The following is a 13,548-nucleotide window of genomic DNA, read 5'->3' as shown; positions in this document are numbered from 1 at the left end:
GGCGCCTGGACCTTGCGGGAATCAGAAGGGATGGCCTTCCTCCAGGCGACGGCCACCTGGTCCGACCATGCCTTTGACGGCGCCTCCAGCCTGTTCGCCGCCCAGACCTACGACAAGGTGACCACCCAGCTTTTCCTCGAATATGGCGCTGCCGACTGGCTTACCCTCATGGTTGCCCCCGAGGTCGTGCGCATCTCCGTCGGGGCACCCACCGACCAGTCCTATTTCGGCCCGGGCTACACGGATGTGGGCCTGCGCATGCGGCTCGCGGAGGGACACACCTTAGGGTCGGATTTTGTCGTCTCTGCCCAGGTGGTGGCGCGCTTTCCAGGCGCCAAGCCCTCCGAGGGCGAGGCGGTCATCGGCTATGTGAACGGCGAACTGGACCTGCGCCTGCTGGCTGGGATCTCCTTTGACCTCTGGGGCTATTCCAGCTTTGTGGACCTGGAGGTGGCCCAGCGCCAGCGCTACGGCGCGCCGCCCAACGAGTTCCGCTTCGACGCCACCTTGGGCGTGCGCGTCGCGCCGAAATGGCTGGCTTTGTTCCAGTCCTTCAACGTGATCTCGGAGGGGGCCGGAGACGGTCCCGTCTTCGACCTCTCCTATGAATATTACAAGCTGCAGATCGGCGGAATGTATGAGCTCAACCCCAGCGTCTCGCTCATGGCAGCGGTCGTCTCGACTTATTATGCCCGCAACGCCCCGCAGGAGAATGGCATCGTGCTGGGGGCACTGGTCCGCTATTGACCGGCTGGCTTGTCCTTTGCCCGCGCCAGCAGCTTCTCCACGTCCGGCAGGATGGCGGCGACGATCCGGTCGACGCCCGCCGCAGTGGGGTGGAGCCCATCCGGCTGGTTCAGGGAGCGGTCCCCGGCGACACCCTCCAGGAAGAAGGGATAATAGATGACCGGATAGGTGCGGGCGAGGTCCGGGAAGACCTTGTCGAACCGCGCCTGGTAGTCCGCGCCGAGATTGGGGGCGGCCCGCATGCCGGCGAGCAGAACCGGGAGGCCGCGCTTCTGCAGGCGGGAGAGGATTTCGGAGAGGGCCTTGCGGGTGACTTCCGGGTCGGTGCCCCGCAGCATGTCGTTGGCGCCCAGTTCCAGGATCACCGCATCGGCGTCCTTCGGCACGCTCCAGTCGAGCCGCGCGAGACCGCCCGAGGTGGTATCTCCGGACACGCCGGCATTGATGATGGCCACGTCATAGCCCTTGGCTTTCAGCGCCGCCTCCAGCTTGGAGGCGAAGCTGTCGGCCTTGGGCAGGCCGAAGCCGGCGGTGAGGCTGTCGCCGAGCGCCACGACGCGCAGCGTGCGCGCCTCCGCTGTGGCAATTGACGCGATCGTGAACGCAGCCATGGCCAGGATCAGCCCTTTCCGTGACGAAATGGACGGGCCATATGCCCGAATGTGTGCGGCGCACCGATGAAGCGCGCGGTGCATCCAGTCGAAGCGTCCGGCCGATAGCGACGATCCGGGCGGCACCGCAAAGCGTAAGGACCTCATGGACAGCCTTTCTTCTCCGCCCGCCATCGCCCTTCGCAACGTGGATCTGTCGCTGGGGGAGGGAGCCGCGCGGGTTCACGTGCTCAAGGATTTATCACTGACCATAGAAACGGGCGAAACCGTGGGTCTGGTGGGGCCGTCAGGTTCCGGCAAGTCGACGCTCCTCATGGTCATGGCCGGCCTGGAACGGGCCGACCGGGGCTCCGTCCGGGTGGCGGGAACCGAGTTGGTGGGCCTCAACGAGGATCGCCTCGCGCGGTTCCGTGGTGGCCATGTGGGTATCGTCTTCCAGTCCTTCCACCTCATCCCCACCATGACCGCCATCGAGAATGTGGCCGTGCCGCTGGAATTGGCGGGCCGTCCGGACGCGTTCGAGCGTGCCGCCGCAGAGCTGGAGGCGGTCGGCCTTGGCGGTCGGCTCACGCACTATCCGTCCCAGTTGTCGGGCGGCGAGCAGCAGCGGGTAGCGGTTGCCCGCGCGCTCGCGCCCCATCCTGCCCTCCTGGTGGCGGACGAGCCCACCGGCAATCTGGACGAGGCCACCGGCCGGCAGATCATGGATCTGCTGTTCGCCGCCCATCGGGCGCGGGGCACCACGCTGGTGCTCGTCACCCATGATCCCGCCCTCGCCACCCGCTGCAGCCGCGTTGTGCGGTTGCGGTCGGGGCATATCGAAGCCGACCAGGCGCGCGTGCCGGCATGAACGCGCCCGCGCCTCGCTTGCCGGTCTCGGCCCGGCCCGCTGGCCCCACCCGGACCTCGGCCTTCCCCGTCCCCTTCCGCCTCGCCGCCCGTGAATTGCGCGGTGCCCGGCGAGGCTTTGGCGTGTTTCTCGCGTGCCTCGTCCTGGGGGTGATGGCCATTGCCGGCATCGGCTCGTTCGCCCGCGCCCTCACCGAGGGGCTGGCCGGGCAAGGCCAGGCCATTCTGGGCGGGGACGCGGCCTTTGCCCTGGTGCAGCGGGAGGCGACGCCGGAGGAATTGGCCGTCCTCGGCTCGGCCGGGCAGGTCGCCCGCATCGCCTCGCTTCGCGCCATGGCCCGTGCTCCGTCGGGGGATGCGACGCTGGTGGAGTTGAAGGCCGTCGACGGGGCCTATCCGCTCTTCGGCACGCTGGAGACCCATCCCGCCGCACCGCTGGCGGAGCTTCTCGCCGTACGAGGGAGCGTTGCCGGCGCCGTGGCCGACGAGACCTTGATGGCCCGGCTGGACCTCAAGCCGGGAGACCGGCTGAAAGTGGGTGAGGCGGACCTGGAGATCCGGGGCGTCATCGCCGATGAACCCGACCGCCTCTCCTCCGGTGTCGGCTTCGGCCCACGGCTTCTCACCTCCATGGCGGGCCTGGAGGCCACCCATCTCATCCAGCCCGGCAGCCTGGTGCGATGGACCTATCGTGTGAAGCTGAATGATCCCTCGCCCTCGGCCCTCGCGGCCTTTGCCGAGCGCGTGAAGCAGGAGGTTCCGCACGCCGGCTTCGAGGTGCGCACCCGTGATGCGGCGGCCCCGCAGCTGGAGCGGAACGTGCGGCGCATCGCCCAGTATCTGACCCTGGTGGGCCTCACCGCCCTGCTGGTGGGAGGCGTGGGCGTCGCCAATGCGGTGGCGAGCCACTTGGCCACGAAGCGCGCATCCATTGCCACGCTCAAGGCGCTGGGCGCCAGCCGGGGCGTGATCTTCGCCACCTATTTCGCGCAGGTCTCCGCCCTTGCGGCCATTGGCATTGGCGGCGGGCTCATTCTGGGGGCGGCCTTGCCCTTCGCGGCCAGCGCGGCCATTTCCGGCTTCATCCCTTTCCCGCTCGCCCCGAAGCTGGACCCGCTGGCGCTCGTCCTCGCGGCCCTCTATGGCGCCCTCGTTACGCTGGCCTTCACCCTGTGGCCGCTTGCGCGGGCGCAGGAAGCCCCGGTGTCGGTTCTCTTCCGGGACGTGCCGGGTGCTGGCCGCCGCCGGCCGCCGCGTCTCTATATGGTGCTGTGCGCTGCAACGGTGTTGGCCCTTGCCGCCCTTGCGGTCGCCACCGCCGAGGACAAGCGGGCCGCTCTGATCTTCATTGGCGCGGCAGCCGGTGTGTTCGCCCTTCTGAGGCTTGTGGCCTCCGCCATCATGGCGACGGCAAAACGCCTGCCGCGTCCGCGCGGCACCATGGCGCGCCTTGCCCTTGCCAATATCCACCGCCCAGGCGCCCTCACGCCCACGGTGGTGCTGTCGCTGGGGCTCGGCCTGTCGCTCCTGACCACCATCGCTCTCATCGACCGCAGCCTCACCTCGGAGATCACCGGCACGCTCGCCGAAAAGGCGCCGAGCTTCTTCTTCGTGGACGTGCCCAACAGCGAAGAGGAGGCCGTCAAAAGCTTCCTGGCGGCGCAGGCGCCCGGATCGAACTATCGCTCCGTGCCCATGCTGCGCGGGCGCATCACGGCCCTGAAGGACGTGCCCGTTGAGCAGGCCAAGCCCTCCGCCGATGCCGCCTGGGTGCTCCAGAGCGACCGTGGCATTTCCTTCTCCAACGAGGTGCCGGAAGGTTCCAAGTTGGTTGAGGGCCGCTGGTGGCCGGAAAGCGAGACCGCGCCGCTTGTGTCCTTTGAACGCAAGCTGGCCCAGGGGCTCGGCCTCGCCATCGGCGACACCGTCACCGTCAATGTGCTCGGCCGGGACATCACCGCCCGGATCGCCAATCTGCGGGATGTGAACTGGCAGCGGCTCGGCATCAATTTCGTCATGGTGTTCTCGCCGGCCACCTTCGCCGGCGCGCCCTATACGGTGCTGGCGACGCTGACCTATCCCGATGGCGCCACCACCGCGCAGGAGACGGCGCTCCTCAAGGCCATGGCGGCGACGTTTCCCGGCGTGACGACGGTGCGCGTCAAGGAAGCATTGGACGAGGCGAACAAGATGGTGGGCGACATCGCCTTCGGCATCCGCATCGCCAGCCTGGTCACCTTGCTCACCTCCGTGCTGGTGCTGGCGGGCGCGCTGGCGGCGGGCCATCAGCATCGCGTCTATGACGCGGTGATCCTGAAGACCCTCGGCGCGACCCGCCCCCGCCTGATGGGCGCCTATGCCCTGGAATATGCGGCACTGGGTCTTGTCACGGCGGCCTTCTCCATCGCGGCGGGCAGCGCGGCGGCCTATGGGGTGGCCACGCAGGTGATGAATATCGGCTTCACCTTCTCCCCGGTGGCGGCGGGCGTGGTGATCGTTGTGGCCCTGGCTTTCACACTTGGCTTCGGCCTGATCGGGACCTGGCGGGCCCTGAGCGAACCGCCGGTGCGCGTGCTCCGGCACCTGTGAGCGCGTCGCGCTGCGAAGGGCAAGCCGGGCCCATTGGGGTCCGGCGCAGGGCGGAAAAAGCTGGGGGCCTCGATGTCCCAAGCACGGCCTGTCAGCGACGGCGCGGCTTGTCCTTTTCCTTCACCGTGCCGATGACCAGTTCGTCCACCTCCAGGCGGCGAACCTGGGCGCGGCCCACGGCGAGGCGCCCAATGGCGAGGGCGCCAATGGCCAAGGCGCCGATGGCCAGCGCCCCAAGCGCCAATGCACCAGCTTGTGCGGCGCCGATTTCCACCCCCCCGATGCGCAGGCGCTTCTGCCCACGCATGGCCGAAGCGCGGGCAGGCCGCGCCTTTGCCTTCGGGGGCGCGCGCACGGCCGGGGGCTCAGGCGGATTGGCCGGGACAGACTGGGGCGCGGGGACAGCGGGCGCAGTCCGTTCGGAAAGTGTGGCGTCGAGCGCGATCACCGCTTGCGTCGTCTCTGCCTTCCTCTCGCCGTGCAGGGCTCCTTCTTCGTCGACCTCCCCCAGGGGAGGTAACACCGCGGTGGCCGGGCCATCCTCCGTCGTCTCGGCGGTGCCCGCGGCCTCCAGACTGTGCGGACTGTCGGCCGGCTGGCCTGCGGGCTCATCCTCCGAGGGCAAAGCGTGCATGCGCACGTAATCCTTGTTGGCAGACCCATCCGGTTCCGTCACCGGAGCGGATACCTCGACCTGTGACTCCTCAGCTTCAGCCACAGCGGAGGCGGTTCCTTTGCCTGAAACCTCCTCCTCGCCTGCGCTGCCGTCGGGCGGCGCCTGCGCAGGCACAGCGTTTGTTCCTGCGGTCACGACCCGAGGCTCGGCCATGTCACCCGGCGTCACGAGCTCAGCGGAAGGGCTGGCCGCCGCAGGAGCCGCCAGGGCCGCGGACGAAGGCTCCGCTTCCCCCGCAGTGGCGGGCTCGGACTGAGGCTCTTCCTGATCGGCATCGGGAGGCGCGGCCGCTTCAACGGGGGCCGGGGCGGCCTTGGCTCGCTTTCTGCGCCGGGGCGGGGAGGGGGGCTCATCCTCAACAGGCTCTGCCGGCGCGGACGACAGGGCCGGGTCTTCCGTCTCGACGGCAGCGACGGGCGTTTCCACTTCGTGATGCGGCGCATCGGCGAGGACCGGTGCCGCCTCATTCATCTGCGCTGTGCCCTCGACGGGCGCTGCAGCGGCATCGTCGAAGGGAAGGAGCAGGGGCGCCGGCTTGCGGCGGCGGCGCTTCGGCGGAACGGAGGGGTCTTCAGCCATGTTCGTCCGCCTTTGCGATGCGCAGCGCTCGCGCCGAATGAAGAAGAGAGGCGCCGACACAGCCGGCACGCTCCCGGGACTCCGGCAGTGGCCGCGCGAGGCTGGCCGAATGCGGGCAATCGGAGGATCTCGACAGGTCGGCCAACTGGCCGGAGGGGAAGCAGAGGGGTCGCGGCGACATGAGGGAATCCCGTTGACGCCAATGTGAGCGACCACAGGCCCCGGAGCAAGGCTGGAGCCCGTTCCCCTTGGGAACCGCTGCCGGTCTGCCTCCGTTCTGATGCCAGAAAGGGAGATATGATCATGAAGACACGCATGATTTTCGTGGCCCTTGGCATCGCCGCGCTCACGGCTTCCCCCGTTGCGGCCCAGGGCGTGGTGCGCGGCGCCCAGCAAGGCGCGGCGACGGGGCAGGATGTGGCGGGGCCAGTCGGCGGGGCCGTGGGCGGCGTCGTCGGAGGTGTCGCAGGTGGCGTCGCTGGCGGCGTGAAGGGTGTGTTGGGCGTTCCCCAGAACACGTCCTATTCCACTGGCAAGGCCAAGCCCAAGACCCATCGCGTAACCGATCCGCATGGCGGCCCGGCCCACGACCCGACGCCCCGCACCCGATGAGAAGCCCTGGCGGCGCGGCGGCATCCGCGCCGCCAGGCTGCGAGACAAGTGTCATCGGCAAAGTCTAGGTTAAGCTCGCCATTGAGGGGAGTTTGCCTTGACCACCTTGATCCTGACCCGCCACGGGCTCGTGCCCGGCATTCATCCCGAACGGTTCCGCGGCCGGGTGGAAGTGGCGCTCTCGCCTGCGGGCGAGCGCCAGGCGGATGCCTTGGCCGCTCGCATTGCCACCGCCTTCCGGCCGGTGGCCGTCTATACCAGTCCCCTCGGTCGCTGCATCGCCACCGGAGCCGCCATCGCGGCGGCGTGCGGCATCGATGCCCATGCCCGTCCTGAATTTAGCGACATTGATTACGGCGCATGGCAGTGGAAAACCCACGAGGAGGCGGAGGCCGAGGACGGGGAGACCTATGCGCTCTGGCGCAGCGCCCCCCATCTGGTGCGCTTTCCCGGCGGAGAGTCGCTACAGGATGTGCTGGTGCGCGCGTCGGACCTCCTGCGCTATGTTCTCGCCCATCACGCTGGCGACAGCGTGGTGCTCGTCGGCCATGACAGCGTCAACCGCGTGCTGCTCTGCCATCTCCTTGGGCTGCCCCTGAGCGCCTATTGGCGCTTCAAGCAGGATCCCTGCACGATGAATGTGATCGAATGGACGGGCACCGAGGCTTGCCTCGTTCGCTGCAATGACACGGCGCACCTCCAACCCTCCTAGCCGCGACATCTTCTCACGCGTCGGCGCCCGCGCTTGCCAGTGCCGCTTGAGCATGTCAGCCCTTCTGCGGGGAGAGCAACAAGGGGGTGGTCATGGCGGAGGCCGCGGATCTCGGCATTGGCGAGGGGCGGGCGATGGCGGCGCATCCGCTGCGGGCGGCGGTGCTTGCCGAGCTTCATGCACGGCCCTTCTTTCCCGCCAGCACGCCGCGCCGTTACCTGCATGTGGCTTTTCTCACAGACGCGGCCCATCCGCACTCCGCCCGGGAGGGCGTGGAGGCCTTCTGCGCCGAGCGCGGCGTCGCCGGTCCCGCTCCCGGCGCCAAGCATCACAGGGTGGAACTGGGGGGGGCGATCCTGCGCTGGGAGAACCATGCGGAGTTCTCCACCTATACCTGGGATCTGCCTTCCACGGAGCTGGCGCCCGGCCTGCTGCCGTTCCAACCGCCAGCCCTTGCCCTTGCGAGCCCGCTCACCCAGATTCCCCAGCCCGGTCCGCTCCTGGTTGCTGTCGATCTGCACCTCGTCACAGACACGGCTGAGGATTTCCATCTCGAGGCGGTCTTCGATCCGGCGAGCCTTGCCCGCTCAGACGTGAATGACGGCGCCGCCGAGATCGCCACCGACTTCAAGCCCGATCCGTCGGGTTTTGTCCGCATCCTGGTGCGGGACCGGGGGCTGGGGACAGAGGCGGCGGGGGCGTTGGTCCAGCGCGTCCTGGAGATCGAGACTTATCGTCTGCTCGCCTTGCTCGGCCTGCCGGAGGCGCAGCGGCTTGGCCCGGACATCACCCGCATCGAGGCGCAGCTGGCCCGTATGACGGGCGAGATGCGTCATTCCGAAGGTCTGGCCGGCAATGCGCGGATGCTGGACGAACTGGTGGTGCTCGCCGCCGAGCTTGAGGCCGGAGCGACCGCTTCGCTGTTCCGGTTCGGCGCCAGTCGGGCGTATCATGACATCGTCAAGCTGCGGCTTGCCACCGTGCGGGAGCAACCCATTCCAGGCTTTCCCACCTGGCAGCAATTTCTTGATCGGCGGATGGCACCGGCCATGCGGACGTGCGCCGCAGTGGAGGCGCGGCAGGCGGACATATCGGCCAAGCTGGCCCGCGCCGCCGACCTGCTGCGCACCCGTGTGAACGTGGAGGTGGAGCAGCAGAACCGGGATCTGCTGGTGTCCATGAACGAGCGCACGCGTCTGCAACTGCGCCTGCAGCGCACCGTGGAAGGCCTCTCGGTCGCCGCCATCAGCTATTATGTGGCAAGTCTCGTCCATCTGACCGCGGAGGGCATTCACCAGAGCGGCATCGACCACCAACTGGGCTTTGCCCTCAATCCCGGCTTTGTGACGGCTCTGGCTGTGCCTGTTGCTGTCCTCTTCGTGTGGAACGTGGTGCGCCGGATCCGGCGCGCCCATGGCGATCACGACTGAAGATCCGGGTGCGGCACGCCGGAACGTTCGCGTGACATGGAGCATTCAAACCGGCCGCCCCGTTGGGCGGCATCTTCAGCAGGCATGGACGCGCACCAGGCGCATAAGCGCCGTCCGGCGTGCCTGTGACAGGAGGACAGGTCTTGGATTTTGAAGCCGAATACAACAACCGTGCCCGCGTTCCGAACTGGGCGGACATTTTCGCCGATTGGCATGCCCGATCGGCCCGCCTGCGGGGCGAGGCGGTGGCAGCGGACCTTGGCATCCCCTATGGGCCAACCGCGCGCCAGATCCTCGACATCATCTGGCCTGATACGGCGCGGGATGCGCCCGTGGTGCTGTTCATCCATGGGGGCTATTGGCAGTACATGCATCCCCGTGACCTGACCTTCGCCGCCGAGGGGCTGCTGAAGAATGGCATCGGCGTCGCGCTCGCCGGCTATGATCTTGCACCCGACGTGCCCCTCGACACCATCGTCAGCCAGGCGCGCAGCGCGGCCGTCTGCCTCACCCACCGCATCCGCCGCCGCTTCGCCGTGACCGGCCATTCGGCGGGTGGACATCTGGCCGCATGCCTCACCGCCACCTCCTGGAGCGACATCGATCCCCGCGTGCCGGACGACATCGTCCCCGCCGGCGCCGGCATCTCCGGCGTCTATGAGGTGGAGCCCCTGGTTCAAACCAGCCTCAATGACCGCCTGCACCTGACCGCCGACGAGGCCCGCAGGCTCTCCCCGGCTCTGTGGCCGGTGCCGAAGGGGCGGCGGTTCGAGACCTTCACCGGAGGACTGGAAAGCGCCGAATTCCTCCGCCAGGGACGGGACCTGGCGTCCGGCTGGGCCGCGCAGGGGGCCGCGACGGTGGCCCATGTGGTGGAGGGCACCAACCATTTCACCTTGGTGGAACAATTGGCGGACCCCGCTTCGCCCCTGGTCGCCTGTCTTGCCGACATGGCCCGAAATGCCGCCGCTCAGGCTTGACGGGAACTGGCGCCGCGCCCTCGGGACGGCGCTTCTCCTTGCGCTTCTTCCCGCCGGGTCGGAGGCGCAGGAGAGGGCCCTTCAGGAGAGCGCCGTCATTCCCCTCCTCGATCGGCCGGGAGACAGTGGCTTTGCCAATTTCGTGGCGGTGTCGGTGGCCGGCGGGCCGCCGGGCGGCGTGCTGCTGGACACCGGCTCGACGGGCCTGCGGATCCGCGCCGAGGCCATCGGTCCGAAGGTGCAACTCACCGACACGCCGCTGAACTATTCCTACACCAGCGGCAATGTGCTGACCGGGGTGCTCGGCTATGCCCGCGTCGCCTTCCCCGGCTCCCAGCCGGACGTGGCGACAGCGGCGCCCATCGCGGTCCATGTGGTGAGGTCCATCACCTGCAAACCTGAGGTGCCCCGCTGCCCCGGCTGGGCACCGCAGCAGATGGGCGTCATGGGCGTCGCCTACAATCCGCTGCCGGTCTTCAATCCGCTCGCCCAGCTGCCCGGCAACCTCGCGTCGGGCTTCATCGTGGTCGCGGACGATGTGGCCGACCCCGCCGTCCAGCCTCGCCTGGTGGTCGGCCTCACGCCTGAGAACACAGCCGGCTTCAAGCGTGTCCCCTTCGCAGCCGCGGACGGTGCGCAGCCCGCCGGCCTGAAAGCGTGGAACACCAAGTCCGTCCCCACCTGCTTTTCTGTGAACGGAGGGCCGGAGGGATGCTTCGGGACCGTCTTTGACACGGGAGCCGGCAGTGGCAGCTTCCAGACGCCGGACCTTTCACCGGCCTTGCTGCACAGCCCCGTCCCGCGCGGCGCGCTGGTGCGGACGCGGGTCGAAGGGGCGATGGACCTGACCGTGAAGGCCGGCCGCCAGCTCTGGGCAAATCGCTACCGCTACGCCCCGCCTCATGGCAGCGTGAAAGGCTTCAATTCCGGCGGCCTCGTCTTCCGCCACTATCAGGTTCTATTTGATGCGGTGCACGGAGAAATCGGCTTCAGGCAAGGCCCCTGAGCGGGGCCGGCGGGCCGTGCTTCCCCTCGTGCTTCCCCTTGGGACACACCGTCACTAGAGTGATGCGCTCAAGGCGAAAAAAATACCGCCCAAATGGCTTTGGCGTTCCGGCACCTTTTCCTGGATGCCGTAGTCGCGCTCCGGCAGAAAGTGGGAGACCATGCCCTTCTCCAAGTCCGCCGACACCGAAGCCAATCTGAACGTGCTCCTCGATCTGGTCCGCGCGGACGCCACGCCCAACATCAATCGCCTGTGGGCGATGGCCAAGGACATTGAAGCCATCAAGCTCAACGTGAAGTTCTTCGGCTACGAGCTGGCACGCGAACTCTACGAGGCTCGCGCCGGAAGGGTTCCGGCCGAACCGGGCTTTGTCGGCCTTGCCAGCAAGCCCTCCACGCAAGCGGACATCGAGGCCCCCTGGGTCGCGTATTGGAGCGCGCGCCTGGGCATGGCTCCGCTCTATCACCGCAAGGTCTGGGAGCTGTGCTACGTCATGCAGGCCCTCAGCGAACGCGGTGCGTTGGTGCCCGGCGCGCGGGGGCTGGGCTTCGGCTGCGGCGAGGAGCCGTTGCCCAGCGCCATGGCGGCCCTCGGCATCGACGTGACCGTGACCGACCTCGATCCTGCCGAGGCCCTGGCGCGGGGCTGGGTGAGCACAACCCAACATGCCAGCACGCTGGATCATGCCTTCAAGCCCCATTTGGTGGACCGAGCCACGTTCGACCGGATGGTTCACCTGAAGTTCATGGACATGAACGCCATTGACCGGAGCTTGCGCAGTTTCGATTTCTGCTGGTCCATCTGCGCGCTGGAGCACCTTGGCTCCATCGCCAATGGCCTTGCCTTCATCGAGGCCTCGCTCGAGACGCTCAAGCCGGGCGGCATCGCGGTGCATTCGACCGAATTCAACTTTCTGCGCGACGACGCCACCATCGACAACTGGCCGACCGTGCTGTTTCAGCGCCGCCACTTCACGGATCTCGCCGCCCGCCTCTCCGCCAAGGGCCATGAGGTGGCGCCCCTCGACTTCGATGTGGGCGCTGGCCGGTTGGACCGCTTCATCGACGTGCCGCCCTATGCGGACGACCTGCCCGCCAGCGTGCCCTCCTGGCGGGAGGCGCCGCAGCATCTCAAGCTCATGATCGACGGCTTCGCATCCACCTGCTTCGGCCTGATCATCCGCAAAGTGGGGTAGTGCATCCTCCTTTCAGCGCCCGCGTTCGACTGCGGTTGAACCCAGAGGCGTGAGGCCCTATGCGCATGAAAGACGTCCCGGCCGGCGCCGGGCACAGCCTCGGACACGCCATGCCCACCTCTTCCCCCGACAAGCCGCCGATCCAGATCGCCATCGTTCCGGTGACGCCTTTCCAACAGAATTGCTCCATCCTGTGGTGCACGGCCACCAACCGGGGCGCGGTGATCGACCCGGGCGGCGACCTCGACCGGATCCGCTCCGCCTTGGCGGAAACCGGCATCACGGTCGACAAGATTCTCCTGACCCACGGCCATGTGGACCATGCGGCGGGCGCCGCCGCCCTGGCGGAAAGCCTTGGCGTGCCTGTGGTGGGGCCGAACGCGGCCGACCAGTTCCTGCTGGACGACCTGCCCGCTTCCGCCGCCCGCTTCGCGCTCCCCGATGCCCGGCCGGTGACGCCGGACCTCTATCTGTCGGAGGGCGACACGGTTCAGCTGGGGGAACTGGTGCTGGATGTGCTGCAGGTGCCCGGTCATACGCCCGGCCACGTGGTGTTCGTCCACAAGCCCACGTCGGTGGCCATCGTCGGCGACACCCTCTTCCGTGGTTCGGTGGGGCGTACGGACTTCCCCTATGGCGACCATGATCAGCTGATCCAGGGCATCCGCGAAAAGCTGCTGCCGCTGGGCGACAATATGGTCTGCCTGCCCGGGCATGGGCCGGTGACGTCCATTGGTGACGAGCGGGCCTCCAACCCTTTCATCGCGGAGTAGACCGCCTAAAGGTCGAAGCCCAGCTGTCTGGGCTTCGCCGCGACAGGGGAGGGCGCGGCCGCCTCTGGCGCGGGGGCCCCCATGACGGAGGGTGTCGCGGTGGTGGGGGGCGGCTCCCCTGCGTCGAGGCCATCCTCGCGCTTGCCATCCGCGACGATCTGGAGCGCGCCGTCCGGCAGAGGGCGCTGCAGGTGGCGCGCCTCGTCCCAGGGGGCGCGCAGCCAGACCTCCAGCTCCTCCGGCGTGGTGAGCAGGACCGGCATCGCCTTGGGATGGATGGGCGCCACCTCTGCGTTGGGAGGGCAGGTGGCGAACGCAAAGAGTTGGTGCTCGCCCTCCTCTGGGGCAGCCTTCGGGCCTCGCGTGCCGGTCCAGGGCCGCCAGAGGCCGGCAAAGGCAAAGAGGGGCCGCGAGGGATCGAGCGCGAACCACATGGGCCGTTTCGAAGGTCCCTTCGTGGTCCCCTCGCTCGCCCGTTCATCATACTCGCAGAAGCTGGTGGCGGGGACGAGGCAGCGGCGCTCCGGCTTTGTCCAGGGCATCCAATAGCGGCTGACAAGGTTGCGGGCGTTGGTCACCGGACGCGTGCCGAGGCCGGGCGCCGGAGGAAAGCCCCAACGCATCCGGGTGAGCTCGCGCACGCCGTCAGGCGCGGTCCACACCACAGGGGCCATCTGGTCGGGAAAGATCGCCGGATGGGGCGGAAGGTTGCCCGTGGCGTCCCGCATTGCCCGGGCCCAGGCGAGAATGGCGGCCTGACCTTTCACTTCGCTGTAGAGATTGCACATC

13 protein-coding genes are annotated in these 13,548 nt (G+C 68.2%); 10 read left to right on the top strand and 3 right to left on the bottom strand.

The annotated features are described in order from the left end of the window. Window positions 1–30 precede the first annotated feature (30 nt). The gene (locus PV781_RS07970) at window positions 31–747 is read left to right on the top strand and encodes a hypothetical protein (RefSeq protein ID WP_274775096.1); all 717 of its coding nucleotides are present in this window, start codon (window positions 31–33) and stop codon (window positions 745–747) included. Here PV781_RS07970 and PV781_RS07965 read toward each other — a convergent pair. Beyond that, the gene (locus PV781_RS07965) at window positions 741–1,358 is read right to left on the bottom strand and encodes an arylesterase (RefSeq protein ID WP_274775095.1); all 618 of its coding nucleotides are present in this window, start codon (window positions 1,356–1,358) and stop codon (window positions 741–743) included. The two genes, PV781_RS07970 and PV781_RS07965, sit on opposite strands and share 7 nt — an antisense overlap. A 145-nt stretch (window positions 1,359–1,503) precedes the next feature. Here PV781_RS07965 and PV781_RS07960 point away from each other — a divergent pair, with 145 nt between their 5' ends. After that, window positions 1,504–2,208 (top strand): ABC transporter ATP-binding protein, encoded by a 705-nt coding sequence (locus PV781_RS07960; protein ID WP_274775094.1) that lies wholly within the window; start codon window positions 1,504–1,506, stop codon window positions 2,206–2,208. Continuing rightward, window positions 2,205–4,796 carry an ABC transporter permease gene (locus PV781_RS07955; RefSeq protein WP_274775093.1) on the top strand — a complete coding sequence of 864 codons (2,592 nt, stop codon included), beginning with the start codon at window positions 2,205–2,207 and terminating at the stop codon, window positions 4,794–4,796. Before PV781_RS07960 ends, PV781_RS07955 begins: the two co-directional genes overlap by 4 nt. A gap of 91 nt (window positions 4,797–4,887) precedes the next feature. Here PV781_RS07955 and PV781_RS07950 read toward each other — a convergent pair whose 3' ends face one another. Then, on the bottom strand, window positions 4,888–6,111 hold the full coding sequence (locus PV781_RS07950; RefSeq protein WP_274775092.1) for a hypothetical protein: 1,224 nt from the start codon (window positions 6,109–6,111) through the stop codon (window positions 4,888–4,890). Window positions 6,112–6,354: 243 nt separating this feature from the next. Here PV781_RS07950 and PV781_RS07945 point away from each other — a divergent pair, with 243 nt between their 5' ends. The 7 genes from PV781_RS07945 to PV781_RS07915 all read left to right on the top strand — a co-directional run bounded on the left by PV781_RS07945 (window position 6,355) and on the right by PV781_RS07915 (window position 12,759). Next, window positions 6,355–6,663 carry a hypothetical protein gene (locus tag PV781_RS07945; protein ID WP_274775091.1) on the top strand — a complete coding sequence of 103 codons (309 nt, stop codon included), beginning with the start codon at window positions 6,355–6,357 and terminating at the stop codon, window positions 6,661–6,663. A gap of 97 nt (window positions 6,664–6,760) precedes the next feature. Then, entirely contained in the window at window positions 6,761–7,375 is a 615-nt protein-coding gene (locus PV781_RS07940; RefSeq protein ID WP_274775090.1) for a histidine phosphatase family protein, read from the top strand. Between the two features lie 92 nt (window positions 7,376–7,467). Next, window positions 7,468–8,805, top strand: a complete 1,338-nt coding sequence (locus tag PV781_RS07935) for a DUF3422 family protein (protein WP_274775089.1) — start codon at window positions 7,468–7,470, stop codon at window positions 8,803–8,805. Window positions 8,806–8,948: 143 nt separating this feature from the next. Further along, window positions 8,949–9,785, top strand: coding sequence for an alpha/beta hydrolase (locus PV781_RS07930; RefSeq protein WP_274775088.1), 837 nt, complete (start codon window positions 8,949–8,951; stop codon window positions 9,783–9,785). Continuing rightward, window positions 9,766–10,791, top strand: a complete 1,026-nt coding sequence (locus PV781_RS07925; protein ID WP_274775087.1) for a hypothetical protein — start codon at window positions 9,766–9,768, stop codon at window positions 10,789–10,791. The genes PV781_RS07930 and PV781_RS07925 overlap by 20 nt, the downstream gene beginning before the upstream one ends. Window positions 10,792–10,951: 160 nt before the next feature. Then, on the top strand, window positions 10,952–11,986 hold the full coding sequence (locus tag PV781_RS07920) for a class I SAM-dependent methyltransferase (protein WP_274775086.1): 1,035 nt from the start codon (window positions 10,952–10,954) through the stop codon (window positions 11,984–11,986). A gap of 110 nt (window positions 11,987–12,096) precedes the next feature. After that, window positions 12,097–12,759: an MBL fold metallo-hydrolase gene (locus tag PV781_RS07915; protein ID WP_274775085.1), complete on the top strand. Its 663-nt coding sequence runs from the start codon at window positions 12,097–12,099 to the stop codon at window positions 12,757–12,759. A 5-nt stretch (window positions 12,760–12,764) separates the two neighbouring features. On the opposite strand, the gene PV781_RS07910 is transcribed toward PV781_RS07915, so the two are convergent. After that, on the bottom strand, window positions 12,765–13,547 hold the full coding sequence (locus PV781_RS07910) for an SOS response-associated peptidase (protein ID WP_274775084.1): 783 nt from the start codon (window positions 13,545–13,547) through the stop codon (window positions 12,765–12,767). Window position 13,548: the final 1 nt, after the last annotated feature.

It is taken from the genome of Aquabacter sediminis, assembly GCF_028863665.1.
In the GTDB taxonomy this organism is placed as follows: Bacteria; Pseudomonadota; Alphaproteobacteria; order Rhizobiales; family Xanthobacteraceae; genus L1I39.
This window is presented reverse-complemented; position numbering and strand designations above follow the sequence as displayed.

Coding starts and splice junctions, on each gene's coding strand:
- PV781_RS07970 (WP_274775096.1), top strand. CDS start 31: ATGGCCTTCCTCCAGGCGACGGCCACCTGGTCCGACCATGCCTTTGAC.
- PV781_RS07965 (WP_274775095.1), bottom strand. CDS start 1,358: ATGGCTGCGTTCACGATCGCGTCAATTGCCACAGCGGAGGCGCGCACG.
- PV781_RS07960 (WP_274775094.1), top strand. CDS start 1,504: ATGGACAGCCTTTCTTCTCCGCCCGCCATCGCCCTTCGCAACGTGGAT.
- PV781_RS07955 (WP_274775093.1), top strand. CDS start 2,205: ATGAACGCGCCCGCGCCTCGCTTGCCGGTCTCGGCCCGGCCCGCTGGC.
- PV781_RS07945 (WP_274775091.1), top strand. CDS start 6,355: ATGAAGACACGCATGATTTTCGTGGCCCTTGGCATCGCCGCGCTCACG.
- PV781_RS07935 (WP_274775089.1), top strand. CDS start 7,468: ATGGCGGAGGCCGCGGATCTCGGCATTGGCGAGGGGCGGGCGATGGCG.
- PV781_RS07925 (WP_274775087.1), top strand. CDS start 9,766: ATGCCGCCGCTCAGGCTTGACGGGAACTGGCGCCGCGCCCTCGGGACG.
- PV781_RS07920 (WP_274775086.1), top strand. CDS start 10,952: ATGCCCTTCTCCAAGTCCGCCGACACCGAAGCCAATCTGAACGTGCTC.
- PV781_RS07915 (WP_274775085.1), top strand. CDS start 12,097: ATGCCCACCTCTTCCCCCGACAAGCCGCCGATCCAGATCGCCATCGTT.
- PV781_RS07910 (WP_274775084.1), bottom strand. CDS start 13,547: ATGTGCAATCTCTACAGCGAAGTGAAAGGTCAGGCCGCCATTCTCGCC.